23 protein-coding genes and 2 pseudogenes are annotated in these 24,427 nt (G+C 64.7%); 5 read left to right on the forward strand and 20 right to left on the reverse strand.

Going from position 1 to position 24,427, the window contains the following annotated elements; translation table 11 throughout:
• Positions 1-58: 58 nt before the first annotated feature.
• The 5 genes and pseudogenes from E9229_RS14600 to istA all read right to left on the reverse strand — a co-directional run bounded on the left by E9229_RS14600 (position 59) and on the right by istA (position 6,218).
• Positions 59-1,261 carry a tyrosine-type recombinase/integrase gene (locus E9229_RS14600; RefSeq protein ID WP_183512354.1) on the reverse strand — a complete coding sequence of 401 codons (1,203 nt, stop codon included), beginning with the start codon at positions 1,259-1,261 and terminating at the stop codon, positions 59-61.
• A gap of 129 nt (positions 1,262-1,390) precedes the next feature.
• Positions 1,391-2,162: pseudogene (locus E9229_RS14605) on the reverse strand (IS256 family transposase); the annotation flags it as partial.
• A 313-nt stretch (positions 2,163-2,475) separates the two neighbouring features.
• Positions 2,476-3,660: an integrase catalytic domain-containing protein gene (locus tag E9229_RS14610; RefSeq protein WP_183512355.1), complete on the reverse strand. Its 1,185-nt coding sequence runs from the start codon at positions 3,658-3,660 to the stop codon at positions 2,476-2,478.
• Positions 3,661-3,852: 192 nt separating this feature from the next.
• Complete coding sequence (locus E9229_RS14615) at positions 3,853-4,620, reverse strand: ATP-binding protein (RefSeq protein ID WP_183510934.1); 768 nt, start codon at positions 4,618-4,620, stop codon at positions 3,853-3,855.
• A 5-nt stretch (positions 4,621-4,625) separates the two neighbouring features.
• Positions 4,626-6,218: an IS21 family transposase gene (gene istA / locus E9229_RS14620; protein WP_183510933.1), complete on the reverse strand. Its 1,593-nt coding sequence runs from the start codon at positions 6,216-6,218 to the stop codon at positions 4,626-4,628.
• Positions 6,219-6,435: 217 nt separating this feature from the next.
• Here istA and E9229_RS14625 point away from each other — a divergent pair, with 217 nt between their 5' ends.
• Entirely contained in the window at positions 6,436-6,699 is a 264-nt protein-coding gene (locus tag E9229_RS14625; protein ID WP_183512356.1) for a hypothetical protein, read from the forward strand.
• A gap of 861 nt (positions 6,700-7,560) precedes the next feature.
• Here E9229_RS14625 and E9229_RS14630 read toward each other — a convergent pair.
• Positions 7,561-8,340: an isocitrate lyase/PEP mutase family protein gene (locus tag E9229_RS14630; protein ID WP_183512357.1), complete on the reverse strand. Its 780-nt coding sequence runs from the start codon at positions 8,338-8,340 to the stop codon at positions 7,561-7,563.
• A 586-nt stretch (positions 8,341-8,926) separates the two neighbouring features.
• Here E9229_RS14630 and E9229_RS14635 point away from each other — a divergent pair.
• Entirely contained in the window at positions 8,927-9,319 is a 393-nt protein-coding gene (locus E9229_RS14635; protein WP_183512358.1) for a VOC family protein, read from the forward strand.
• Between the two features lie 89 nt (positions 9,320-9,408).
• On the opposite strand, the gene E9229_RS14640 is transcribed toward E9229_RS14635, so the two are convergent.
• The 6 genes and pseudogenes from E9229_RS14640 to mtnN all read right to left on the reverse strand — a co-directional run bounded on the left by E9229_RS14640 (position 9,409) and on the right by mtnN (position 13,691).
• Positions 9,409-10,512: an ATP-binding protein gene (locus E9229_RS14640; protein ID WP_183512359.1), complete on the reverse strand. Its 1,104-nt coding sequence runs from the start codon at positions 10,510-10,512 to the stop codon at positions 9,409-9,411.
• A 370-nt stretch (positions 10,513-10,882) separates the two neighbouring features.
• Complete coding sequence (locus E9229_RS19485; RefSeq protein WP_246380792.1) at positions 10,883-11,302, reverse strand: hypothetical protein; 420 nt, start codon at positions 11,300-11,302, stop codon at positions 10,883-10,885.
• A 148-nt stretch (positions 11,303-11,450) separates the two neighbouring features.
• Positions 11,451-11,699 (reverse strand): annotated as a pseudogene (locus E9229_RS20095) (glycosyltransferase); the annotation flags it as partial.
• Positions 11,614-12,324, reverse strand: a complete 711-nt coding sequence (locus E9229_RS14655) for a glycosyltransferase family protein (protein ID WP_221184786.1) — start codon at positions 12,322-12,324, stop codon at positions 11,614-11,616. The pseudogene E9229_RS20095 and the gene E9229_RS14655, both read right to left, overlap by 86 nt.
• 23 nt (positions 12,325-12,347) lie before the next feature.
• Positions 12,348-12,689, reverse strand: coding sequence for a hypothetical protein (locus E9229_RS14660; protein ID WP_183512363.1), 342 nt, complete (start codon positions 12,687-12,689; stop codon positions 12,348-12,350).
• A 231-nt stretch (positions 12,690-12,920) separates the two neighbouring features.
• Complete coding sequence (gene mtnN, locus E9229_RS14665) at positions 12,921-13,691, reverse strand: 5'-methylthioadenosine/S-adenosylhomocysteine nucleosidase (protein WP_183512364.1); 771 nt, start codon at positions 13,689-13,691, stop codon at positions 12,921-12,923.
• A 338-nt stretch (positions 13,692-14,029) separates the two neighbouring features.
• On the opposite strand from mtnN, the gene E9229_RS14670 reads away from it, so the two are divergent.
• Complete coding sequence (locus E9229_RS14670; protein WP_183512366.1) at positions 14,030-14,560, forward strand: hypothetical protein; 531 nt, start codon at positions 14,030-14,032, stop codon at positions 14,558-14,560.
• A gap of 301 nt (positions 14,561-14,861) precedes the next feature.
• On the opposite strand, the gene E9229_RS14675 is transcribed toward E9229_RS14670, so the two are convergent.
• From E9229_RS14675 to E9229_RS14710, 8 genes are all read right to left on the reverse strand, one after another.
• Positions 14,862-15,269: a (R)-mandelonitrile lyase gene (locus E9229_RS14675; protein WP_183512367.1), complete on the reverse strand. Its 408-nt coding sequence runs from the start codon at positions 15,267-15,269 to the stop codon at positions 14,862-14,864.
• A gap of 104 nt (positions 15,270-15,373) precedes the next feature.
• Entirely contained in the window at positions 15,374-16,795 is a 1,422-nt protein-coding gene (locus E9229_RS14680) for an MFS transporter (RefSeq protein ID WP_183512369.1), read from the reverse strand.
• Between the two features lie 33 nt (positions 16,796-16,828).
• Positions 16,829-17,035: a hypothetical protein gene (locus tag E9229_RS14685; protein ID WP_183512370.1), complete on the reverse strand. Its 207-nt coding sequence runs from the start codon at positions 17,033-17,035 to the stop codon at positions 16,829-16,831.
• An 84-nt stretch (positions 17,036-17,119) separates the two neighbouring features.
• A complete protein-coding gene (locus E9229_RS14690) occupies positions 17,120-17,299 on the reverse strand; it encodes a hypothetical protein (protein WP_183512371.1) in 180 nt (59 codons plus the stop codon).
• Between the two features lie 419 nt (positions 17,300-17,718).
• Entirely contained in the window at positions 17,719-18,696 is a 978-nt protein-coding gene (locus E9229_RS14695; RefSeq protein WP_183512373.1) for a PrsW family glutamic-type intramembrane protease, read from the reverse strand.
• 214 nt (positions 18,697-18,910) lie between these two features.
• Positions 18,911-19,936 (reverse strand): SDR family oxidoreductase, encoded by a 1,026-nt coding sequence (locus E9229_RS14700; protein WP_183512374.1) that lies wholly within the window; start codon positions 19,934-19,936, stop codon positions 18,911-18,913.
• A 109-nt stretch (positions 19,937-20,045) separates the two neighbouring features.
• Entirely contained in the window at positions 20,046-20,624 is a 579-nt protein-coding gene (locus E9229_RS14705; RefSeq protein ID WP_183512375.1) for a dienelactone hydrolase family protein, read from the reverse strand.
• Positions 20,625-21,114: 490 nt separating this feature from the next.
• Positions 21,115-21,735, reverse strand: coding sequence for an L-threonylcarbamoyladenylate synthase (locus tag E9229_RS14710; RefSeq protein ID WP_183512377.1), 621 nt, complete (start codon positions 21,733-21,735; stop codon positions 21,115-21,117).
• Positions 21,736-22,837: 1,102 nt separating this feature from the next.
• On the opposite strand from E9229_RS14710, the gene E9229_RS14715 reads away from it, so the two are divergent.
• Both E9229_RS14715 and E9229_RS19490 read left to right on the forward strand, forming a co-directional pair.
• Positions 22,838-24,136, forward strand: coding sequence for an MFS transporter (locus tag E9229_RS14715; RefSeq protein ID WP_312855718.1), 1,299 nt, complete (start codon positions 22,838-22,840; stop codon positions 24,134-24,136).
• Positions 24,133-24,426 carry a hypothetical protein gene (locus E9229_RS19490; protein WP_246380794.1) on the forward strand — a complete coding sequence of 98 codons (294 nt, stop codon included), beginning with the start codon at positions 24,133-24,135 and terminating at the stop codon, positions 24,424-24,426. Before E9229_RS14715 ends, E9229_RS19490 begins: the two co-directional genes overlap by 4 nt.
• Position 24,427 lies beyond the last annotated feature (1 nt).

Below are 24,427 nucleotides of genomic sequence, written 5' to 3' on the forward strand. Positions count from 1 at the left end.
CGGGTCTTCAAGTACTCTGCCAACGTGACGCGCAGACCAGCACCTGTCCTCGTGTCCATCACAATGCCCCCGGCCAGGCGCGGGTGATGCCCCGGAGTGCTTCACGGTCGACTTTGGCGTAAATCGCCGTCGTCAGCTGGCGTCGATGGCGAAGGACCAACCCGACCTCCATCAACGATGACCCACCACGCAGCATCTGTGTTGCCGCCGTATGCCGCAAGCGGTGGGCGTGAATCATGCCCAACCCGGCCCGCCGTCCCGCCCGGGCGACAGCAGCGCTGAGCCCGGAAGAGCTCAACGGTCCATGGGGTGCCTTGTGCCCCAAAAACACTGCCCGATGGGTATTCCCGGTAGGGCGGGCGTAGCGCAGATAATCCACCAGCGCCTCACCGATGTCCGCGGGAAGCGGCAGGCAGGCCACATGGTTTCCTTTGCCGCGCACCACGAACTCACCGGCACTCCAACGCAAATCAGCCAGCTGAAGGCCAGCAACTTCGCCCGCGCGCAGACCGATCCGGGATAAGAACAACATGACCGCATAATCGCGGCGCCCACTCGCCGTGTCACGGTCGCAGCCGGCCAGCAGCGCCGCAAGCGCCACCGGGTCCAAATCTTTGGGCAGCGCAGCCTGTGACCATCGCGCCGCCTGGGGCGCTGCCGCCGCCGACACAGACAAGGCAGTGCCTTCCCGGTGCAGGAACCCCAAGAACGAGCGCACCGCCGACACGCACAACTGCACCGACGATGCCGCCTCACCGGGGCATCTCTCCGCGAGGAAACGGTGAATGTCGCTGGTCTTCAGGCCGTCAAACCCGACACTGGTCCTCTCTAGCCGGGCCAGGACTAATGGGCGTACCCGGCCGCTGTAACTGGTGGCTGTCCCCGCGGCGAGGCCCCGCACCCGTGTCAGATATTCGGCGAAACGGTCCAGGAGAAGTTGTGACGCCGTCGGCGCGGCCGTCAAGCTGACTGCGACGCCGTTGGCGGCCAAAACCCGACATAGGGGCCCCGCTGATTTCATTGTCCAATAATTCACATACCCTGCCGTTCGGCGGGTGGTGAAGTACTTCTCCAGCAATTCGACGGTGAGATCCCCGACGGTGAGATCTTCACCGTCCATCCACCGGCTCAGATGAGCGACGAACGCCATGTGCTGGCCGGCCGAAGACGCTGTGTAACCGGCCAGCGCCAGTTCCGCTGCGACCGCGGCAGCATAATCTTCGAGCGGCCCGACCACTAAAGAGCTGAGAACTTTGATCATCGTGCTTTCCTCTCAAATAGATGAGAGTCAAGCGTCCCGCTTAAGCCCGGATTATGCCGACATCAATTCGCCGGAACCCGCACGGAATAAGGGCACCACCGGTGATATCGGCATAATCCGGACATCGGCATAATGCACCCGACACCGCTGCCATGAGGCGCCCTGGAAAACGGTGGCGATGGCCGTCTTGAGCCCCGCGTGCGCGTCGGAGATCACCAGCTTCACCCCGCCCAGTCCGCGGGTCTTGAGCGAGCGCAGGAACGCGGCCCAGGACTTGCGTGCTCTCACTGTCACCGACGTCGAAGCCCAGCACCTCACGGCGCCCGTCGGCGGCCACACCGAAGGCCACCACGACCGCCTGGGAGACCACCCGGTGGTTGACCCTGGCCTTGCAGTAGGTGGCATCCAGGAACACGTACGGGAAATCCAGGGCCGAGAGGTCCCGGTCCCGGAACGCGCCGACCTCGTGGTCCAGGTCCATGCAGATCCGCGAGACCTCGGACTTGGAAATTCCGGTATCGGCACCCAGGGCCTTGACTTTGATCTCGACCTTACGGGTGGAGACCCCATGCAGGTACGCTTCCATGACCACCGCGTAAAGGGCCTGGTCCACGCGCCGGCGCCGTTCAAGCAGGGCGGGGAAGAAGGAGCCGTGGCGCAGCTTGGGGATCTTCAGATTCAGGTCCCCGGCGGTGGTGGACAGGGTCCGGGGCCGGGAGCCGTTGCGCTGGGTGGTGCGGTCGCTGGAGCGCTCGAACGGGGCGGAACCGATGAAGGCGGTGGCTTCGGCCTCGATGAGTTGTTGGTAGAGGGTTTCGGTCGCGGTGCGGATCCGGTCCGGGACATCGGTTTGTTTGAGTTGTCCCAGCAGGTCAAGCAGGGCAGACTGGTCTAGAGCCATCGTGTGTTTATGTCTTTCTGTGAGTTGCTTTGATCGGTACTCACTGACTTTCGCACGGTGGCTCGCTACTTTAAGCGGGCAACTCGCTGACTAGGGAAAGTACACCACTCCAGGGGACGCAACCCACTTGAGATTCACCCCTTCGTACACCGTCGACCTGCTCAGTCGGTCAGACTGATGGGGTGCAACATGGCCGTGGTGACGTTCGTTCGGGGGACACTCTCTTCAGTGCAGTGAACCTGTTGCGTCATGTCAATACCTCCGGGAAGGCCACTACGTTGCGTCATCCGGAAACCTCCGGGAAAAGGCTGGCTCATGACTCGGACTCCTTGAGGTGATCGGGGGCGGTGCCGGCCTTGGCCTTGGATAGTGTTTCGAGCCGGCCGGTCAGGGCCATGATCTGCCGGGAGAGCGCCATGACCCGGATCTTCTTGAACGCGGCGTTCATCCGGATGGCCGGCATCTTCTTCAGGTCCGGGTGGGCCAGGGCGCGTTGGTGCGGGGTGGCTGGCTTGTCGTGGACCTTGGTGACCTTGGCCCCCACCCGGGTCTTTTTCACCAGTTTCTGCTGGGGCAGCAGGTAGTTGGTGAAGACCTGGTCCAGCTCCCAGATCTCGTTGAGCAGCTCCAGCTCGGCCGGGGTGTCATAGCGCAGGTAACCGACCAGTTCCCTGACCCTGGACCAGTTCTTCTGCTCCACGTGGGCGCCGTCGTTCTTGTTCCCGGACCGGGACCGGGTGAAGGTGATCCGCTGCTCCTCGCAGTAGCGTTTGAGCTCGTGGTTGATGAACTCGCTGCCGTTATCGGAATCTATGCCAATGATGGGGAACGGGAAGACGCCGGTGACGTGCATCAGGGCCTGGAACACCCATTTCTGGGCCTTGTTCTTCACCGCCCGGTTCACCGTCCAGCCGGTGGCGATGTCGGTGACGGTGAGGGTGAAGCAGAACTCCCCGCTGCTGTTCCCGCCCTCGTGCCCGACCAGGTCGATCTCCACGAACCCGGGGACCGTATCGTCCCATTCGGCCCAGGTCCGCACCGGGATCTGGGATTTGAGCAGGGATCCGGGCTTCGTAGGCGAGCGGCCACGCAGGCGCATCCTGGCCCGTTCACCGGCCAGTCGGCGGTCGATCGTCGAGGCGCTCATGCGCATCAGCAGTGCGGCCGGGTCCCGTGTGACATCCAGGGCCTTCTCGGCGCGGAGCATGGGCACCAGGTAGGACATGGAGGCGGCCAGCAGCTTGGAGGCCGGGGCCCGCAACACCGCCCAGCACAGCACCAGCCCGGGCTGCAGATCCGCCGGATAGGTGGGTTTGCGCCCAACCGGCGCCTTGCGGGGGCGGGGCTGGGCCAAAGATTCACGCAGGGCCGTCCTCGCGTAGTCGCGGTGCCAGCCGGTGAGGTTGACCAGCTCGTCCAGGAGGCTTCCCTTGGCCTTGCGCCCGGCGTGCTGGTAACGCAGGGCCATCTGTTTGGTCACTGCCTTGCGTGCACTCATCGTCAGTCCCATGGTGAAGACGGAAACCCGCAGCAGCCGGAAATGGCAAATTCGGCGTGATGGTACGGTCAGTCCGGGCACCCGGTACCGTTTGTTTCAGCGACCGGGTACCGGCCAGGAACCGTCACCTCCGATTCCCGACCGGCACCCAGAGCCCCAACTCCGGTAGTGGCTTACCGGATCGCGCCGCCGCTATTCCCAATAATCGGCAACTGCCCTTTCCTGATCGGCACGTAACCGGCGCATATCCAGATCGCCCAAGGTAATCTGGCGGGCTCGACTGGAGAGCCGGTTCACGATCGAATCGGCAGCTACCTTCTCCGGCAGGGTCTCCACCCAATACTTCGGACCTGACTGACTGGCGATCACCGTCGGCAACCGCTGATCCCGATTCACCAACACGGTGAACAGGTCATTGGCTATGACCTCGTTGATGCCTACCGTGAGGAAGTCATCGATGATCAGCACCTCAACATCGCTGAGCCTGTTCAAGAGATTCTGGTGGGCAATCACGTCTCCACGGGCAACAATCAGCTCCCGGGCCAGGTCATCCATCCGGGCGTAATGCACGCTGTGTTCCGTATGGCAGGCAGCGATTCCGATCGCGCAGGCAATATAGGTCTTGCCGCCACCAGTCGGGGAAATCAGCAGCAGATTCGTCGGATCAGCCCGCCAATCATGGGTCGCATATCGTTGCATCCGCACCTGCGTGAGCTTGCGTTCGGGCAAATAATCGATCTCGGCTATCGAAGCATGTGGAAAAGGAAACCCCGCCTGGCGGATGAGCTTATCGATCCGGTTCGAGCGCCGCAGCTCCAACGCATCATCCACCGCACTGAGGAAGAGGTCCTCCGGGGTGCGCTGCTCATTGCCCTCATCGCTGATCAGTTCCTCAAACGCCAGCGCCACCTGGGTCATGCGCAACGCTCGGAACTTGTCGTGGTCCACGCTGCTGAACATGGCCCTCACCGCCCTTCACCGTAGTAATCGGCACCTCGAACAAACACCTGGAGCGGTTCATCCTCCGGGCTCGGAGGTGCTGTCTTCTTCTTCATGTCCGAGGGCACCGGGGAGGGGGCCGCAGCCTGCTGACTGTCGCTATTGAGCCCGGCCATCACCCGCTTGAGCGTGGTGTAGGTGGGATAGCCGTGCTGATTCACCACCTGCTGGCAGGCTGCCTCCAACCGGGTTCGGTTCCGCTTGCCCAAACCCATCAGGATGTTCTGGCAATCCAGATATGCCTGGGCCTCGATGGCGGCACGATCAAGAAGCATCTCAATCACCTCCACCGTTGCCGGCCCGAAACCACGTGCCCTCTCTAGGAACCAGTTTCTGGACCATAACCCCGCCACGTCACGGTGCTGCGCCGGAACATGCTCGGGCAGGGTCGAATACTGGCCTTTGCGTCCGTGCTTGCGCGGATGCTCGCAAAGCACCGATTCCCCATCGAAGATGGTGACCTTCAGGCTGGTGAGCCGGACCTTCAGGATCCGACCGGCCAAGGTGTAGGGTGCCGAATAATGCTGGTAATCGGCGCTCACGTGGTAGTTGCGTCCGACCTTCAGCTGCTTCCATTCCACCGAGTCGAACTGTTCCGCCGGCAACGGCTGGAGCAAGTCAGCTTCCTCCTGGGTGAACCGTTCGTAACGGGTCGATCCATCCACCCGCCGGATCTTCTCGTTGATCTCCACCACCCGTTCCTCGATGGCGGCATTCAGCTCGTCCAGGGTCAACCAGAGTTCTTCGGCCAGGTAGCCGATGACCCGCTTGTTGACCACGTTGACCGCCGATTCCGCTGCAGCCTTATCTCTAGGGTGATTCGATCTGGCCGGGACGACCGCGGTGCCATAGTGGTCCGCCAGTCGCCGGTAACTGGCGTTGACGATTCTGGTGCCATCGCCCTGGCTGTGTCGGTTCGTTGCCGTGGCAGCGTTATCAGGCACCACGATTTGGCTGGACCCGCCAAAGGCCTCGAACGCCTTTACGTGCGCACTGTTCCACGCTGGCTGCTTCATATCGGTGAACCCACGGCAGAACACCATGCCCGAATACGGCAGCACCGCCACGAATAGGTACGCTTTGGTGACTTGCCCGGTCAGCGCATCCTGCAGCGCCAAGGTGTCTCCGGCCCAGTCCACCAGCATCGCCCGTCCCGGTTCGTGGTGCAGCGTCGCGACCACCTCGTGGGTTGCCGCGTAGTCGTTGAACAATTGGCAGAACTGCGTGTATCCGTATTTCTTCCCCGGAACACCGATGAGCTGGAGGTAGCGGTGCCAGGCCTGCTGCAACGTGTAGTGCCGGTTGGATTTCATCGATCTGACGATCCCGGGGAAATCTGGTTGAGCGAACCCGGCCGAGACGTTCTTCCTGCCATCGGGAAACAGCCGCTCCAGCTGCTCCCGGTTCATTCCCGCAGCCTGGGCTGCGGTGATCGAGTGGGCGTGGACGGTCTTCTTCACCAGGGAAATCTCCCGGCGTGAACATCCCACCGTCTCGACAATTTCACTGTAACTTCTGTGTTCGAGCACCAACGCCATGATCGCGCCGTAATCAGCCATGAAAGGACCTCTCCGTCGAAGCCGGCAGCACCCGATGTGCCGTCGGCTTCTTCAGCGGACCATGTTTCATTCCGGAGCGGTACCACCTAGCCGAAATGAACGGTACCGGGTGCCCGGACTGACCGTACCATCAGGCCGTGCTCGCCAGGAAAATCAAGAACGAGGGAAACGGAGGTTTCTTTCTGAGGCAACGTAGCCGGCTACGCGGAGGTTTTTTATGAGTCAACGCGCTGCTGAACGCCATGGAATAACCACCGGACGGACCGGGCAGTGGCTCTATAGCCAGCGTGTGTTGCTCCGTGCCGTAGTTGTCGTCGTGGCGTCCCTGATGATCCTCTTTGTGCGCCCACTCACGGCCGGTGTGATCATCTGGACGCTGGTGCTCTCGGTGGTTGCTGTCGTGATTCTGGAGTTGCTTCAGCGCCCCGCAGCCGAAGCGGACCCGGATGCCGCCGATGAAAAACCGGTCGTGACGGTGTAACTACCGCTGTCCAAGCTCCCGGAGCTGGTTCCAGTGGACCGATGCCTGTGATTGCCGCCCGAACGCTCGGAAACGTCCCGCGCTCGGGCGGTTTTATGCTGCTTGGTGGAAGTCCCGAATCGCTGAGGAGCCCGCGACGAAGTACCCGAAGCGGCTGGGAAGCGGATGAACGTGTTGAGCTTGCGGTGGCTGTCCCACCCAACGCTGCCGTGACCAACGGGATTCGCTTTTCATGGGATTTTTCCCCTACCTCTTCTGCATCAGCTTGCCGGTGCTCCTGCAGGCTCCGCCTGAATAAGGAATCGACCTTGGTTTCACTGCGATCCAAACCGGACTCGCCCTTCTGCGCGCAGCCATCATGGTGTTCCCTTGGCGGTGTGATTAGCACCCGTGCTAGCCAGGCGTATTGGTGCCAAACCCACTGCATGTTTGGCACTTGCCCTGATGGTGGCCGGCAGCATCGGTGCATCGGTCGAACCCGACAGCATGGTGATGATCTTTTCCATCGTCGGACTAGGCCAGGGTTTGGCTTCTCCGTCTACGCCACTTGTTGCGAACCTTGCCCCACGTGAGGAAAAGGCTGCTGCCAGGCGAGTCAACGGCATGCTGCACACCGTCGGTTCAGCTCTCGGAGCCCCGATTGCCGACGTCGTGAGTGCCCTTGGTGCGCTCCGTACCGGGACCGGTGCGGACTCGAGCGGCCGGGGCTGACGCAGTCCGCCCGTATCCGGATGGTCAAGGCCCGTGCATGCCATCCGAGAGCGTCCAGATAGGGGATGTGGCGCATTGGACCACCGCCTGGGAAATTCTTCGTAGGATAGGTGGGCCCGCGCCAGGTCCTCAGGTCCCCGGTCCCGACCATCAGGCTGATGCGCCGGTGTTGAACGCCTCAAGGCGGGACTGCATATCCCAGTATGAGGTGGCAGCCGGGGCCATACGGCCCTCGCGCAGGTCGTTGACCGCGTTCACCGCGGCGTCTACTGCGCAGCGGTACGGAAGCGAGCCTGAACTCACTCGACGGACCCCCAATGAACCCAACTCGGCGACGGTGAGCGTGGGTTGTGCCAACACATTGACCGGCAGCCCGATCCCTGCGGTGATTCCCCTGATGTCCTCCGCGGAGAGGGCCCCGGGGACGAAGATCCCGTCGGCCCCGGCATCGGCATACACCTTGGCGCGCTGCAGGACGGCATCAACCGTTGCCTGTTCGGCGAACCACATGTTGTCCACCCGGGCATTGACGAACATCTCCGGGGTGAGTCGTTTGACGGCCGCGACCTTGGCAGCAACGGCGCCCCGTTCCATGAGGTGCCCGGCGCGGCTGTCCTCAATGTTTACCCCGGCTACGCCGAGGGCAGCCAGCGACGCCACGAAGTCGGCAACCATATCGGGATCATCGGAGTAGCCGTCCTCGATGTCTATGGTGACGTGGACGGGGAGGCGGCCCAATTGAGCCGCTAGCGCGGCGGTTGCCGCCTTGCTGGCCCGGTCGCCGTCGGGCTGACCCGAACTGGCGGCAATGCCGAAGCTGGTGGTGCCGACGGCGGGGAACCCCGCCGTGACAAAAGCTAGGGCCGAGCCCAGATCCCAGGCGTTGGGCAGGAGCAGCGGCACTTCACCGTAGTGAAGATCCCGAAACATGGCCATGGTCTTTCCCCTCCCGGAGCAATTGAAAAGCTGGATTCAGCATAGCCCGGCAGGTGCGGCCAGATGGTGCAGGAGCCGGGGCCGATGGTTTTCGAGGGGACCGCCCCGGCCGCCGAAGTGGGCCAATGATGATGATCAGGCTTTTCAAAGCATGGAGGCCCTTGTGAGCCTGAGCATTCCACAGCTTGCCGGACGGTACCGCCTGAGCTGGGCCGACCGTGATCCCGTCGCGATCATCGCGCGGCACTTCGCAGGATCCAGAGTTCCAGGTCCATGGGGTGACTGTTCCGGCTGCCGGGCGTTCGTCCGTTGTAGGCTGGAGCGTCCCGCAGCTGGGCATGGTGCCGGATCTGGGGTGTGAGCCGAAATGGTCGTCTCTCGGCGCTGTCTTTACTTGCGGGGTCATTGAGGCGATAGTAGTCCGCGACGGGTTCGGGATGCCCTAGGAGCCGTACCCCGATCTCGCAGCGCGCATTGCCCAACAGGTCCGTTTCCGACCCCCTGACGAGCGCCGGTTGCGATGCGCAAAGCCACGGTTGATGCTGTCGAGCCACAGGGAAAGGGACGGAGGAAACAGGCAATGAAAGATCAAGGCGGCTCGTGGATCCAAGGCATCAGCACCATCGGGATTCCGGTCACCGACCAGGTGGCCGCACTCGGCTTTTACCGGGACATCCTGGGGTTCGATGTCCTGGTTGACGCACCAATGCCGGGCACCCTGGGCCGGTGGATCATGCTCGCACCCCATGGGTCTGAGGTCAGCATTTCCCTCGTGCTTGCAGACACTGGGATGGCCGTCGGTGTCCAGACAGGCATCCGGTTCTCTACCGGCGACGTCGAGGCGACGTATCTGTGGCTGAATCGGCACCACGTTCCCGTGGGAGAACTGCTGCGATGGCCGGGTGTTCTGCCGATGTTTCAGGCGCAGGATCCCGACGGGAACCGCTTCGAAGTCATCGAGGTACCCCGGTAGGGCACTCCTTCCGGCCTGGGCGAATGTTGTACCGGGAGCCTGTCCGAAGGGGCTGCCTGACTACCGAGAAGCATGCGCGACCGCAGTGTTTAGGATCCTGAAACCGTGTCCTTTGCAAAGGGGACCTTGACATCGCCGCCGCCTTCGAAGCTGACCCTGTCCCGCATCTGGGCGATGGTCGGGTCCTTGATGAAGCCGCCGGCGAACAGGTTCTGGCCCTGGGCGAAATGCGTGACGTCATCAAGCATCTCGGCGGGAACAAAACCAAAGACTTCGCCGATTTCGGCGAGATCCCGCGGGGAATTCAGGCGCATCAGTCCAAGGTTGTCGCACTGCGAAATCACGTTGGGGTGGATTTTGGTAGGCCGTTGGGTGGAGAGGAAGAGCCACAGGCCGAACTTGCGCCCCTCGGCGGCGATCTGTATCAGTTGCTCGGTCAGGGCTCGTTCCACCGGGGTGACGGGGTTAGGGGAGCACAGGTTGTGCGCCTCGTCGATCACGATCAGCAGGGGTTTGCGTTGGGTGCGCGTGGACCATAGGTGTTCGAGCATCCCCAGCGCGGCGACCTTTGGTTCGGCTGGGTGCGTGAACCCGCCCAGGTCGAGCACCGTGGCGCGTGGCCGGGTATCGATGATGTCCGTGATCGATTCTCCGCCACGGGACCACAGATCCCATTCGAGGATCTGGAGGTTCTCGATTCGGTTGGCCAGTTGCATCTCGCCGGGCTCCCCTGAAGCGCGTAACGAGGCGACGTAGTCCGGTTCATTAAAGTCTTGCGGGGCGATATCGGTGTGTAGGAGGACATTGTATTCTTCGGCATCCGCAAGGGGGTCCAGGCGCAGGACGGCGGCCTTGGCAGCCACCGACAGGTCGATGAACCGGGTGCGGACTTGGTCACCATCGGGATTTGTCGTGTGTAAGATGCGCATCGGTATCGTGGACATCGCGGTGGCTTCGCCGTGGTTGGCCCCTGGGCGTGCCCGGTTCAGGTGCGTGAAATCAGCGTTGGGGTCCAACACCAGCAGGGGAAGCTCGGTATGCAGCAGCAGTTGTTCCAGGACCACGCCCAGGGCATAAGTCTTGCCCGAACCGCTCTGCCCGCACCAGAAGGTATGCCGGTTGAATTTCTCGGCCCGCAACTGAACCGTTTCCGAGGGTTCCGATGCATTGATACCGATAGTCAGCAAAACCATGTGCTCGGTGTCCCTTCGCGTGATGAAACAACAGGCCGTTGATGTGTTCTTCCCCAAGCTACTCGATGAACCGGGGGTCATCGGCTGTCAAGACGAGAATTTCTACCGCCGGCCCTGGCCTCCCGATCAAGGCCACATCCATGCCTTGGGCTGAGGGCATCTCCAGCTGAGCCCACTGCCGGGTCACACTTGGCCCGAAGCCCACAGCTGGATCTGCGACAGCTGGCCAGTTCCATAACGGTGAATGTCCCGCCCAATGACATCGGAATCATCCCGGGACCAATGCGGATTCCCGTAGCTCCATGCTCGGCCAAAACACCGAGCACGCAACAACAGCCGCATCTGTCCCGTCATCAGCCGAAAGTAGACTTCACAACTCGCTGTCTTCGGAGCGGCACAGGCTCAAGTTACCGCGATTCGTCCGATAGGACTCGAATCCCTCGTGGGATATCTGTGTCATGGAATCGGCCACCGAAATGCGCAGGCGCTTGGAATAGTTCTGGCCCGACACCTCCAGATAGGCGTCGAACGGGCCTTCGCCTTCGGCGTCGATCAGGGTCGCCGGGAGGAGTCCAGGAACGAAGACGATCCCTTCGCTCCTTGTCACATCGGCTGTATGCTGCACTCCGCTAGTGCGCTCCTGCCATATCAGGCGGCAGCCAAGCTTGCCTTCCTCGCCTTGGGAGAGCTCCAGTTCCAGGGGGATGCGAAGGCCGGGTTCTCCATCGCCCGAGGTGGGGGGAAGCCGGACCGAGACGGGACCTGAGAACAGAAATCCGGTCGGGAACATTCTTCCGTGCTGCCCGGATGGTGGCGTCCCAGTGGGACACGGCGGCTTGGGTGCCGAAGCGTGAGCTGGCCTTCCAGGCCAGCTTCGACATCAGGCGCGTCTTTGCTGGATTGCGCAGTATTTCCAGGACCTGGTCGGCGGCGAGCATCGGTTGGCCTGCCGGGACGACAAAGCCCGTTACCCCATCCTGGAGCAGGTCCCGGGGACCATAGCGGATATCCAGCGCCACAGCCGGGCAGCCCCTGCCCATGGCCTCCATCAGGACCAACGGCTGCATTTCGCTTTTGCTGGTGAGCAGAGTGAACGCAGCCTCATTGAAATGGGCTGCTGCCCCGGGTGTTACCCCGTGCAGAGTGACGATGCCGTTCAGCCCCAGCTCGTCCTTGAGGGCTTCCATCGCCTCCTGCTCCGTGCCCCCCGCCGTAGATATCAAGTGTCACCGAGGGGAAATGTTCATGAGCCTGCTTGATGATCCGCAGGACCATCGGGATGTCCTTGACCTCGCTCATGCGCGCAACCATGACCCCGCGGGTTCGGGAACGCCGAGACCAGGCGGGAAGGGACCGTTGCCGTGGGACGATGTTGGAGATGACAAAGCGGTTGTTGGCTGGCCCGAAACGGGCGGAGAGATCGGCCCGGTTGCGATCAGTCAGGCAGATGACGCCGTCCCACCGGTCTTGTCGGAGCAGGAAAAGCCCGCGGGACTTGATCAGTGTTCCGGTCACCGGGTTTCCGACATGCTCGACGTGGACGACATGGAACTTGAGGACGTCATCGTTCTGGTAGTCGGTGAAATGAATGGCCGAGAATTTTGAGTCGAGTATCAGGTAGGAGGGGCCTTGGGTGCGCACTTCGTCGAACCAAGTCCGGTACATGGATCCGGCATTTGGGTAGTCGGAGCTGCCGGACTCGGCAAAACGGGTGAAACGCCGTCCGGTGCGAGTACCTTCCCGGTCGTGGTCCCGATGCTCAATCAGGTACACCGTTCCGTCGGCCCTAGTGAAGAAGATCTGTTCGGCCATGCCGAATTCCGGGTTCATCAGGGTCAGGCTGAACGGGCGGCCGTCCTCATCAAACTCCCACGTGCCGGCGGTTGCCGCAGTCGGGTCCAGCCGGGGGCCTCGGGCGCGATGCCCCGTGAGCGGATGTCTTCATGGAAGTTCAACATCCGCACCGACTCGGTGATGTGCCCCTCCTCAATCAGACGGGCCTTGACCTGCTGGTAGCTGGGCCGTGCCTCAACGGTCAGGATCGTTGTGGGTACCCCCGCAACGTCGGCAAATACCCGGGCTCGTTCCAAGAGGGCAGAGGTCAGGCCGCCGAAGGAATCGGAAATCTGCAGGGTGACCATGTAGTAGTGGCCCGTGGGCAGGGTTGTCTTTCTCATGCTTGAAAGCATTGATCAAGCATAATAGCTGGAGCAGTGAAGCCGTGGCCACCGGTGGGGGCCGGATTGGCCTGCGCGTGATAAATGAAGCGGTCTGTCTGCCAACAGGCTTCTGGAGCTTTCAGGATCCGGCTGGTTCCAAGGCCCCGGCTTCTCGAACCGAAAACCTGACCGCGAATCCTGGTGCTGATGCCGTTCAGCTCCGGGGGACTCGGGGCAATGGGCCGCCTGCTACATGGAGTGCGGCCTGGAATCTTGCCGGGGTGCACCTGCAGCAAACCACGAGCCGATGACTGCGGTGGCAATTTCGGCCGAGCGTTCGGCAGCATCATCTACATGCGCCGGGAAACCAGAATCCGGATCCGGGTCGCAGAGGTCGGAGATTCCGCGGATGGCCAGGAAGGGTGCCCCATGGGCGTGGCAGGTCTGTGCGATGGCCGAGGATTCCATGTCTGTCGCCAGGACCTGGGTGAACTGTTCCCTGATCACCGTTGCGCGCTCGTGGCCGATGAACGCGTAACTGGAAACGATCAGCCCGTGATGCACCGTTTCCACCATGGAATGCCCGGGCGTTCCGACGGTACTGGCGTCGGCCAGCAGCTGTGGCACCGGGTAGGAAGCCGGCATGCCCGGCACCTGCCCGAGCTCGTAGCCGAAGACCCGCACGTCCGCGTCGGCATTGATGGTGTCCATGCCGATCACCACATCACCGACCCGAACCGATGCGCCCAACCCTCCGGCGCTGCCGGCGCTGATCACCAGGGGAGCAGGAGCGTCCGGACCGCCAGCGTTCGCCAGCAGCAGTGCCGAGGTGGCGGCTCCCGCCGCATTGACCAGGCCGATGCCGGCCTGGACGAACAGGGCATGGCGGCCGTTGATGACTGCGCTGCGGTGGACCGCGTTGCCGATCCGCACCGGCTCGCCGACGGAGGTGGCCCGCTGAAGGAAGGGTGTGATTTCCTTCTCCATCGCTGCAATGACGATGACCTCAACGGTGCTCATGCGCTGGCCTGCCGGTGTTCGGGTGGCGAGGGATTCTAAGTGCGGACGTGATGAATTCAATGCTGTGCTTTCCTGCTGGAGCGTCGATACCGGGCTTCCTCGCGTCCGGTTCCTTGCCGCAATCATCCTAGCGGGAAGCGCCCATAGGGGTGCGAAAGATTGCCTGTGCGCGCTGGCACCGATGGCCAAGGCTGCCCGCCGAAGCCCGACCCCGGTTACTGAAGAATGCTCCCGGCACTGCCAGCGACCGCGTGCCGTCGGATCATAGGCACTAGCATCATCACTCTCGCCACCGAGCCGGCCCATCCGGGGCACGGCATGATCGAAGAAGATGCCCCATGGGGCAACCAGGACCGTCCCAGGGGGACCGGCCACCGCAGGTCGATGCCCGGCTGCTGCGCACCAGCGACCTCATCGGCCTCCGCCTCGAAGCCCCCGGCTGCACGCTCGAACCGGGAGCCGCAGGCACGGAACTCGTCGTGGGTCCAGCTGCCAGCCTCATCATCCACTTCCCACCACAACACCTGGGTGAGGAGGTCTGGCAGGTAAGTCCCGACCCGCCACCGGTGCCCGGGAGGGCCTCCAGGCATGTGGCGGCGGGGCCCGCCCGGCTCGTCTACGCACTGCCCGAGGGCACTTGCATCGGTTACGGACTCGAGCAGCTGCTGGCCGCCTTGCCGGGGTTGGTGCTTCGGGTCGCGGCGGGTGCGAGCCCGGCCGGAGAGGTGGGTGGCGGTGGCCCGGACCAGCCGACCGGGCTCGAAACCGCGATCGAGGCGCCCTACCGGTTCGTCGTTTCGTCCAGCGGTTTGGGATCCTTCACCCACAGCAACACGCCGATGGGCCCGGTGGACCGGGTCGAGCTGTAGCGCACCCGGCTGGGAGTGCGGCGTGATGACGGCAGTACCGAGAGGGGCGATGCGGCCCAGCGGATAGTGCGTGCCCTGTGGAACAGGGATGGCGGGCAGGGGCCGGCCGAACCGGCCGGCCCTTGGACTTCGAGCAGACGCTGACGGCGTTCGACCGCGACGCCATCCTCGCCCAGACCCACGGCGGGGACCCGGCCAACGCCGCCAGGCCAAGGCCCGCGTCCGGGTTGTGATGTTGCTCCGCCGTTGACCAGGGCGACCCGGTGGCACCGGCCGGCCCCGTTCGGTGTCCAGTTGGCGTTTAATGCCCGGACCCGTATTCCTCGTTGGTGACGTGGAGGCCCCATTCGGTTTCGGGCCCCTCCTGGCCCTCTGACAGGGCCTCCCAGATGGCCATGTGCGACATGAAATGCCCCGGTGCCGCACCGTGCCAGTGCCATTCTCCCGGGGGAGTGTAAATGGTGTCGCCCGGGCGGATTTCGAGCACCTCACCGCCGCGCGACTGGACCAGCCCCAGTCCCTCGGTGACGTGCAGCGTCTGCCCGTTGGCGTGACGGTGCCATGCCGTATGCGCCGCCGGGGCAAAGCGGACGATGTTGACCCGGACCCGCGACGGTGGCTCACCAGCGGATAGGACGTCGTAGTGGACGTCCGCGGTGAACTGGTCCGCCGGACCCTTGACTGTGGTGGCGCGGGGCAGGATGTGCATTTTCGGTCCTTTGTCGTGGCGGCGGGCGGCACGCTTCCCGGTGGGGTTTCTCCCTCTGCTGCCCACGGTACGCCGGACATCGGGCTAAGGGCAGGGGGACAAGCTCAGCCGGAGGCCTCGCCCGGCACGATGCGGTCGAGGCAGGCGGCGCTTGCCTCGGGCGGAACCGGAGGAGCATCCGGTGGCCGGTTGTTTCTGATGCCCAGCGCCGAAATGACGCCCCCGGCAATCAGGAGGGCCGCTGTGGCCACGAGAACCCGGTGGAAGGCGCCGTCATCGAGCACCGAACCGACGATCAGCCCCGCCGAGGCGATGGACAGCAGCCCGGCGACCCGGGCCACCGCGTTGTTGATGGCCGAACCGATGCCCGCCTGCGCCGGCGTGATCGAGCCCAACACGGCTGAGGTCAGCGGGGCAACGGTGATCGACAGGCCCAGCCCGAACACCACCACGCCCGGCAACAGCTGCCACCAGTAGTCCACCGGCGTGCTGGTGGATAGCATCAGCAGGAAGCCGACGGCCCCGATCATCGGCCCCGCCGCCATGAACAGGCGCGGACCGAAACGTCCCGACAAGGTGCCGAAGTACGCGGACAGGGCAAGTGACATGATGGTCATCGGGAGGGTGGCCAGCCCGGCGGCGATGGCGCTGAGCCCACCAGCCTCCTGCAGGAAGACCGGAATGATGAAAAGGCCCAGCGAGATGCCGGCGTAGATGGCTGCAGTGGACAGGTTGCCGATGGCGAAGTTCCTGGAACGGAACAGCCCTAGCGGCATCATCGGTTCCGGCGCCCGCGACTCCCACCAGATGAATGCCGCGAAACAGGCGAGCCCCCCGGCCAGCGGTGCCAACACCAGCTGGCTGCCCCACCCGGCGCTTCCCTGCATGATCAGTGCGAAGACCGGGCCGGCCAGGCCGACGGCGGCAAGCAGGGCACCGGCCAAGTCGACCCGGGGACGCGTGGTCGGTGGCCGTGGATCGTTCAGGCGCGCCAGCAGGAACAGCGTCGTGGCGATCGGCAGCACGTTGACGGCGAACACCAGCCGCCATGATGCCGTATCGACCAGCAGTCCGCCAAGCAGCGGGCCGGCGACGAATGCGGTGCCCGTCCAAGCGGTCCAGAGCCCGATGGCCTTGGACCTGGCCTGGTCGTTGAATGCCGAGGTGATCAGCGCCAGCGAGCTGGGGACCAGCAGCGCGGCGGCCGCTCCTTGCAGCATGCGCGCCAAGACCAGGAACAGACCGGTCGGAGCGGCGGCACAGAGCAACGAGGCGACGCCGAAGAGCAGCAGCCCGATGCGCAGGATCCGCACCCGACCGAATGCATCCGAGAGCGAGCCGGCGACAAGGATCAGCGAACCCAGACTCAGCAGGTAGCCGTCGAGCACCCATTGCTGGATGACTATGCCGCCGCCGAGGCCTCGGGCGATGGCCGGCAGCGCCACGTTCACTATCGAACCATCCAGGAACGCGACGAAGGAGGCAAGGACGGCCACCCACAAGACCACTCGACCATGTCTGTCCATGCCCTTGGCACCAGCCTTCCCGTTCCCCGCGGCTCACCGGCGGATGCCTAGACGGTAGAAGGCCTGCGCGAGTGGTGTCAACGGCGCGGCGCGGCGTGGAGAATCGGCTCCGCCCCTCACCCGGGAACGGCGAAGCCGGGCTGCAGGCCCGGAAATGGCAAATTCCGCGTAGGCCAAGAGAGAGGCGCCGGGCAGCCGCAGGTGCGGGTGGCCCTCCATCAGCGCCAGGGTCTCGGTCATATCCGAGACCACCAGCATCCAGCGGCCGCCGACGCCGGGAACCGCCGCCCAAAGGCCCCCCCCAGCGGTGATGCCGGGGCCGGCCTAATCCTTCGACCGCTCCATGACCCAGACCGCTGCTGCCGGGTCGTTCTTCCCGATGGTGTGCTCTGCCGCATGCGGCGCGGCGTAGCCGACTACCGACTCCGACCTGTCTTCTGCTCGTTGGATGGCGAGACTGATCGGCGTCGAATGGATCGAAGCATGGGCCCCGGCCGAAGGCATGCACCGGTCCGCCCGGACCCTCGATCAGGAGTGCGAGGTCCGGGGTGGCAGCGCAGTCGACGAGAAGTCCCTGAACGATGCGCCCGAGTCCGGCGAAGCCCGAAGCGGCCGCGATTTCCGGTCCGATCCGTGCGCTGGTCCTCGCAGAGGACTTCTCGGCCAGTACGGTGCAGTGCCAGTGAGTCGGAGCCAGCCAGTGTGAACTGCAGGTTTCCGTCGGGGTCTGCCCCGGGAAGACGAGCCCGAGTTTGTCGTTTGAGGACGGGCATGAAGCGAAGCAGTGCCTGACCGGGATGATGGTGGTGAGCACGCTGGTTGCCAGACGCGTGGGAGACGTCCTTCAAGGGGAACGGAAGGCCCCCGCTTTCTGCCCGAACCCCGCCGACGGCTGCACTTCGCGGCGTCCGAAGGGTCCCTGCTCAGGCTTCTTCCGGTCCGACCGGCTGGCTGGATGGAACGGGTGTCGGATCCGGGTAGCCGGAAGCGGTCGTCACGGCATGGGCCCTATCGGCCTTGTGGTGGTGGCGCAGGATGAGCCAGAGCACCAGGATGCCGATCACGGCGGTGATGACGATTCCCACGACGTAGAGGATCGAGGCGAGACTTGCCGCATGGGCTTGGGACCCGGCGGTGATGAATCCGAATTTGAGGTCGGCAATGGTGGTGCCCGTGATCAACAGGGCAAGCAGCGTGGTCAGCCCGCCTAATGAGTCCCAGAGCCCGTGAAGCAATGCCACTCCCACATAGGCGCCGATGATGGAGAAGGCAAAGCGGTAGTGTTTCCGGCCGCGGGCCGCACCAAACAACGCGGCACCGAGAATGGCGGTCCACAACACGTGGCCCACCGGTGTGAGGATGGCGCGCAATGCCTCGGTCTGAAGCATCGTCACGAGGTCGAGGCCCTGTGCGGTGATGACCGAGTTGAAGGCGTACCCCGCCGATTCGAAGGCGGCGAATCCGGCGCCGACCGCGGCACCGAGCAGTGCCCCCTGCCCGGCGGTTTTCGGGAGTATCCTCCACCCGACCACCAAGAGGATGGCCCCCTTGACGAACTCCTCGATGAACCCGACCCCCACGTACGTGAAGACCGAGGACTTGAGGTCCGATTCCAGCAGCGAAGCGCCGAGGACACCGCAGATTCCGCCGATGACAAAGGCTCTGATGACCTGGATCGTGGACAGGTTTCCCGAGACCCGCTCCAACACGAACATGACCACGCAGAAGGGAACCAGGAAGCTGCCCAGCAGGATCAGGGTGGGGATCAGATTGCTGTTGAGCGTCACTGCCGTCACCCATACGGTCAACCCCCACAGAACGAACCCCACCACCAGGGTCTTCCACCACCAGCCATGCCGTTTGGTGTGGGCGGTCGTCGATCCAGCCGTCACGGTGCTCATTCGGTGGTCTCCTATGTCTGAGGGCCCGTTCCTGGAAGGCACGGGCGCATTGCCGGTTCGTCCCAGTTTTTGTCACGAGGCAGGCAAGGTCAAGGAAAAAGACAAATTTTCCCGATGAATCGACTTCTGACCAGTAGGGATATCACGGCCAGACGGAGAAACGCCGGTCACGAGACGCTGTTTCACGATGCCAGCAGCCGGGCCCGACCGCGGTTCAGATGAGCCCCAGCCGGATCAGGCTCTGGGCTGTGTCCACGAGCGAATCCCCGGTGGGCCGTGGTTCCCAGCCCAACATCGAAACGGCCTTTTCGTTGGAGGCCTGCTTCACCACACCCAATCGGGGGGCGACCTCTCGCAGCACCGGGACGAAGACCGCCCCGGCCCGCACCAGCCAATCGGGCAGCATCCGGGTGGGAATCCGGTTCCCGTCTCCACCGAGCCGTTCGCGCAGGAGCCGAGCGATCTCCCGCATTCCCAGCGCCGGACCCTCTACCGCAATGAAGCGCTCGCCCCGGGCGGCCGGGTTCGTCATGGCCCGCAGATGCAGATCCGCCACGTCCCGCACATCGACCAACGACGTGGATATTCGGGGCAGCCCGGGAAGCTTGCCGGAGAGCAGCTGGCGCACCAGCTGGATGGAGGTTGACAGCTTCGGCCCCAGGACGGGGCCGATGATGCCGACGGGGTTCACCGCTGCAAGTTCCATGTCCCCGCCCTCGGTTGCCATGAAATTCCAGGCGGCCCGCTCGGCCAGCGTCTTGGACTTGGTGTATGCTCCGACATCTGCGCCCGGGTTCGTCCAGTCCGCCTCGGTGAACGGCGGCCCCGACTCCCGCACTCCATACCCGACAGCAGCGAACGACGAGGTCATCACCACCCGCTTGACCCCGGCATCGCGCGCTGCACGCAGGACCCGCAGGGCCCCCTCCTTGGCCGGGACGATCAATTCGTTCTCGTCCTTCGGTACCCCGGCCGGAAACGGCGAGGCAACGTGCAGGACGTAGTCGCATCCCGCCGTCGCCTCGGCCCAGCCATCGTCGGCGAGCAGATGGGCGACGGCAAAGGCCAACCGGTCGCCCGGATCGACTTCGGCCGTGGCCAACAGCCCGCGGACCTCCGCCTCGCGGCCCCGGGAGCGCACTGTGGTCCGCACCCGGTATCCCTGTTGGATCAGCTGCGCCACACAATGGGCACCGAGGAACCCGGTACCGCCCGTCACCAGAACCAGTTCGCCGCTCATGATGTCTGCCTCCTGAACCGTCATAACACAACCATGTCCATGATGCGGCTGTTGGCAGCTTCAGGCGGCCTTGCCGGGACCTGTTTTCGGTTCGGTGCGTTCGGACCCGTCACTGCAGGGCGTCCAGGAACCCCAGAACGCGCGTGGTGAACGACTGGGCAGCAGCGTGGTCGTAGGAGGGCAGGCTGGAATCGGTGAACAGATGGGATGCACCGCGATACAGGAAGAGTTCTGCGTCGAGCGAGTGCCGAACCAGATCCCGTGCTGCATCGAGGTCGCCTTCGTCCACGAAGACCGGGTCGGCGTCCATGGCATGGATCTGGGCCGGAACGCCCCGTGGCCAAGTACCGGCGAACTCGCCGAGCGGCAGGCAGCTGCCGACCAGGATGGCACCGGCCGCACCGGGGCGGATCTGGGCCAGCTTCTGGGCGGGCAGCACGCCCAGTGAGAATCGGATGTAGATGGTGTGCGCGGGTAGCCCCATGGCCGCACGCGTCCCGTGGTCGATGACGGTGTCGAAACCCATCCGGTCGGCGAACTCGAGTCCGCTGGCCAGATCGGTGAAGGTGTGACCGGAATAGTAGTCGGGTGCGTGGACATCGTGTCCGGCGTCGCGCAGCAGCTCGGCGAACGAATCCATCCCCGTTGTGCGGCCCTGTGCGTGGTGGAAGATCAGGAAGGTGGCCATGGCGGGGCGGCTCCCTCGGACGTGGGTTCGCAAGCGGCGGGTGGCCCCGGTGATCCCGGGTACCGCTTTTCTGCCCCCAGTCTAGGGCTGCCGGACCGCGGGGAAAACGGTTCGGTCCGGGATGCGCGGGGTGCAGCCGTCCGGCCTGCCGGGGTCCTCGGCGTACGTTGTGGCGCAAGGCCGGCGAATTGGAGGGAGCGCTACAGCGAGGAGCGCTGGAGTCGTGTGGGGCTTGGCGGTGTCTGGCACCGCGAGGCCAAACGCACACCGCTGTCGCCGTCAGCAGACTCCTTCCTCAGCGCCGCCACCCGGCAGTGCCGCCGGGACGGACCCGCCGTGAGAAAGCGCTGCTGCGCCCGGCCTTTGACCGCGCGAGACCCTGCACCTGAGCGGACGGCGCCACTACGTCGGTACATTCGCCGAACCCGACGGGCACCTGTGGCAGCTGGTCTGCAACCTGGATTAGCTGCCCGCGGGCGGTCGGCTCCGGTTACTCGAAGCGGGAAGGGTCGCCCAGGCCGATGCGGGTGATGACCGCCTCGCCGCTGGAGTAGTCGATGACGGTGGTGGGCTGGGTGCCACATTCACCGGAATCGATGACCGCCTCCACCACGTTGTCCAGTGCCTCCTTGATTTCCCAGCCCTGCGTCATCGGCTCCTCTTCTCCCGGCAGCAGCAAGGTGCTGGAGAGCAGCGGTTCGCCGAGTTCCTCGAGCAGCGCCTGCACCACCGGATTGTCGGGAATGCGCACGCCGATGGTCTTCTTCTTGGAGTGCATCAGTCGGCGCGGGACTTCCTTGGTCGCCGGAAGGATGAAGGTGTAGCTGCCTGGGGTGACGGCCTTGATGTTGCGGAACACCACGTTGTTGACCTCGACATACTGGCCCAGCTGGGCGAAGTCCTTGCAGACCAGCGTGAAGTGGTGCTTGTCGTCGAGCTGGCGGATGGACTTGATCCGGTCCAGCGCCTCGCGGTTGCCGATCTGCGCGCCCAGGGCGTAGCAGGAATCGGTCGGGTAGGCGACCAGCCCGCCCTCGCGCAGCATGGCGACGGCCTGCCCGATCGCACGCGGTTGGGGGTCCTGCGGGTGTACGTCGAAATATCTTGCCATTGCACGAGCTTACGTCCAGTGTGGCGATGTTGCACGCCTGCCGGTGAGGTGGCAGTCCGATGCGGCGGTTGGCCGAGATCGTCCCCGGTCCTGTCCCAGAGCCCCTTTTCCAGGGCAAAAAGGGTGGTGCCGACCCGGTGTGCCGCACCGGTCTTGGTCTGGATGGGCCCGATGTGGTTTTGTGCCGGCTTGGGGGAGTAGGGCCAGCGAGGAAGCGATGTCGCGACCGGTGTACCCGCGGCGGATCAGCCGCAGCACCTGCAACTTCCGCCCGTCCGGTCCAGCCGGAGGCCCGGGGGATTTTTCCCGCAGCAACCCGGGGGCCTCGAGTACCGCCGCCGCCGTCTTGCGGTCAAGCAGCCCGGCAGCGGCACGGCCACGCACAGGCGCGCCGCCTCGTCCAATGCCAACGGCCTATGCCAAGGACCGGCGCTGGGCCCGGGGGCCGCGGGATTCCTGCAGCTAGCCGGCCGCGGCGAGCAGGCGCTGGGGCAGGTCCAGCGTGCAGGAACGCAGCAGGAGTTCCAGCGGCTGCCCGAGCCCCAGGCCGATCCTCAAGGAGAGTGAACCGCGGATCTCGGCCCGGCGCGGTTCCGGGACCCGTGCATCCGGACGACTGCTCCCTGCCTCCCGCTACGTGCAGAGGGTTGCCCGCCGGCGCCGCTTGCGGACAACGGTGGGAGGATTTTCGCGGCGGTGGCTCCCAGTAGCTGAAGCAGTCCTTGCCGATCCACTCCCAGAGCTGCAAGGTGCCGCCAGTCCCGCCAGGGGGGAGGTTCGCCGAACGGTCCACGTGCCGTGCGTCCAGGTAGACCGGGCAGCCCCCGCAGCCCGGCGGTCAGGCTGATCGCTGCCTTGTCCATGGCGCGCTTCCCTTGCTGCGGTTTCCGCGTGGCCGCTTTCCACATCCATGTCCTTGTCCCGGGCGCAGGCAACACGGTGCCGCCGCACAGGGGGCAAATGCGCCATGTCAAACTCACCGTGTTCCACCTGGTATTTTCTGCGTAGGCTCCTTCCCCTGACCCCCCATCGAGCCACAGTTGTCCCGGCGCACGCTGGCCCTCTATTCGGTCGGGTCGCTGGGCACTGGGGATTCGACACGTTGCCGGGACTGGTCCTGATCTACTACCTGAGCGACACCCTGGGCATCGCGGCGCTGGCCGCCGGGGCCTTGGTCACGGCGGCCAAGGTCTGGGACGTCATCATCGATCCGGTGATCGGGGCCTGCTCGGATGCCTCGCTGGCCCGCACTGGTTCGCGCCGACGCTTCATGGTGCTCGGCGGACTGCTGTTGCCGCTCTTCTTCATCCTCACCTTCGCCGTCCCCGGAGGGCTCGGCCCCACGGCCTCGGGCAGCTGGGTGCTGCTCGCCTTCATGGCCACCGCCACGGCGTTCAGCCTCTTCCAAGTCCCCTACATAGCGCTTCCCGCCGAACTCACCCCCGGCTACGACCAGCGCACGGCGCTGCTCTCGGTCCGGGTTCTGGTCCTCTCGCTGGCCATCCTGCTCTTCGGCGCCTGCGGCCCGGCACTTCGCTCCCTGGGCGGGGAGGACGAGGCGCTCGGCTACCTGCTGATGGCACTGGTCGCCGGGGTGCTCATCGGCGCGGCCATGCTGCTGGCCTCCCGCGTCGCCCCCACCGGCCCGATCCGACCCGTGGAACCATCGAACATCGCCCTGAACTACCGGCAGGGCTACGCGGTGCTCAAACGCAGCCGGCCCTTCCGGCTGCTGTTGGCCTGCTTTGCCCTGCAGGGACTGGGCACCGGAGTCATGCTCGCCGGCGCCCAATACGTCGCCACCTGGGTGCTGCGCTCCGAGGGAGCCGTCACGTTCCTGTTCATCGCGCTGATCGGACCGGCGGTGCTCATTGCCCCGATCTGTCGCATCATCGCCGCGCGCATCGGCAAGGAACGGGCCTTCATCCGCGCCAGCGCGCTCTACGGTGTCGCAGCGCTCGCCCTGGCCGGCATGCTGATCGCCCCCGGAGCATGGATCTACCTGCCCGTCGCGCTCGCCGATGCCGGATATGCCGGCATGCAGTCGCTGCCGATGTCCATGCTGCCCGATGTCATCTCCCACGATGCGGCAACCCACGGGCAGGGGCAAGCCGGGATCTTCGGCGGCGTCTGGACCGCGGGGGAGACCACCGGCATGGCCCTGGGCGGCACGGCGCTGACGCTGGTTCTGGCCGCCAGCGGCTATGTCCAGTCGGTCGCCGGGCATGCCGCCAGGCAGGGGATCGCAGCGGCGAACGGCATCATCCCCAGCTTCTCACTGGTCCCTGCGCTGTTCATCGCCATCAGCCTGCTGGTCTTCGCCCGCTACCCGCTGCGCCGCGGGGACATCGACACGGGGTCGGCGCATAGCAACGCACCCCATGCGGAAGGAACACGATGACCCGTTTCGCCACCGAACCCACAGAGATCCTGGCCCGGCTCGCGGAGCTGCGGGCCGCGGACGCACCCACCCACGGCGGTGCGGTGCTCTCCTACGTGTATGACCCGGGCCTCGCCGCGATTGACGACCTCGCTGCGAAGGCAATGGCGATGGTCCAGCCGGTGAACGGGCTGGATCCGACGACCTTCGGCTCGGTCGCAGCGATGGAACGCGAGGTCATCGGCTTCAAGGGGGATCCTGCTCGGCGGGGATGGCGAGGTCACAGGCACGGTGATCAGCGGGGGTACTGAA

Origin of the sequence: Paeniglutamicibacter cryotolerans (genome assembly GCF_014190875.1) — a bacterium.
Classification (GTDB): Bacteria; Actinomycetota; Actinomycetes; order Actinomycetales; family Micrococcaceae; genus Paeniglutamicibacter; species Paeniglutamicibacter cryotolerans.

Excerpts from the sequence above, each read along its gene's own strand:
- E9229_RS14660 (WP_183512363.1), bottom strand. The coding sequence starts at position 12,689 with ATGAGAAAGACAACCCTGCCCACGGGCCACTACTACATGGTCACCCTG.
- E9229_RS14675 (WP_183512367.1), bottom strand. The coding sequence starts at position 15,269 with ATGCACATCCTGCCCCGCGCCACCACAGTCAAGGGTCCGGCGGACCAG.
- E9229_RS14690 (WP_183512371.1), bottom strand. The coding sequence starts at position 17,299 with ATGCCTTCGGCCGGGGCCCATGCTTCGATCCATTCGACGCCGATCAGT.
- E9229_RS14710 (WP_183512377.1), bottom strand. The coding sequence starts at position 21,735 with ATGGCAAGATATTTCGACGTACACCCGCAGGACCCCCAACCGCGTGCG.
- E9229_RS14630 (WP_183512357.1), bottom strand. The coding sequence starts at position 8,340 with ATGTTTCGGGATCTTCACTACGGTGAAGTGCCGCTGCTCCTGCCCAAC.
- E9229_RS14655 (WP_221184786.1), bottom strand. The coding sequence starts at position 12,324 with ATGGCCGAACAGATCTTCTTCACTAGGGCCGACGGAACGGTGTACCTG.
- E9229_RS14670 (WP_183512366.1), top strand. The coding sequence starts at position 14,030 with ATGGGGCAACCAGGACCGTCCCAGGGGGACCGGCCACCGCAGGTCGAT.
- E9229_RS19485 (WP_246380792.1), bottom strand. The coding sequence starts at position 11,302 with ATGTTCCCGACCGGATTTCTGTTCTCAGGTCCCGTCTCGGTCCGGCTT.
- E9229_RS14705 (WP_183512375.1), bottom strand. The coding sequence starts at position 20,624 with ATGGCCACCTTCCTGATCTTCCACCACGCACAGGGCCGCACAACGGGG.
- E9229_RS14635 (WP_183512358.1), top strand. The coding sequence starts at position 8,927 with ATGAAAGATCAAGGCGGCTCGTGGATCCAAGGCATCAGCACCATCGGG.
- mtnN (WP_183512364.1), bottom strand. The coding sequence starts at position 13,691 with ATGAGCACCGTTGAGGTCATCGTCATTGCAGCGATGGAGAAGGAAATC.
- E9229_RS19490 (WP_246380794.1), top strand. The coding sequence starts at position 24,133 with ATGACCCGTTTCGCCACCGAACCCACAGAGATCCTGGCCCGGCTCGCG.
- E9229_RS14680 (WP_183512369.1), bottom strand. The coding sequence starts at position 16,795 with ATGGACAGACATGGTCGAGTGGTCTTGTGGGTGGCCGTCCTTGCCTCC.
- E9229_RS14610 (WP_183512355.1), bottom strand. The coding sequence starts at position 3,660 with ATGAGTGCACGCAAGGCAGTGACCAAACAGATGGCCCTGCGTTACCAG.
- E9229_RS14600 (WP_183512354.1), bottom strand. The coding sequence starts at position 1,261 with ATGATCAAAGTTCTCAGCTCTTTAGTGGTCGGGCCGCTCGAAGATTAT.
- E9229_RS14700 (WP_183512374.1), bottom strand. The coding sequence starts at position 19,936 with ATGAGCGGCGAACTGGTTCTGGTGACGGGCGGTACCGGGTTCCTCGGT.
- E9229_RS14625 (WP_183512356.1), top strand. The coding sequence starts at position 6,436 with ATGAGTCAACGCGCTGCTGAACGCCATGGAATAACCACCGGACGGACC.
- E9229_RS14685 (WP_183512370.1), bottom strand. The coding sequence starts at position 17,035 with ATGACCGAGACCCTGGCGCTGATGGAGGGCCACCCGCACCTGCGGCTG.
- E9229_RS14695 (WP_183512373.1), bottom strand. The coding sequence starts at position 18,696 with ATGAGCACCGTGACGGCTGGATCGACGACCGCCCACACCAAACGGCAT.
- E9229_RS14615 (WP_183510934.1), bottom strand. The coding sequence starts at position 4,620 with ATGTTCAGCAGCGTGGACCACGACAAGTTCCGAGCGTTGCGCATGACC.
- istA (WP_183510933.1), bottom strand. The coding sequence starts at position 6,218 with ATGGCTGATTACGGCGCGATCATGGCGTTGGTGCTCGAACACAGAAGT.
- E9229_RS14640 (WP_183512359.1), bottom strand. The coding sequence starts at position 10,512 with ATGGTTTTGCTGACTATCGGTATCAATGCATCGGAACCCTCGGAAACG.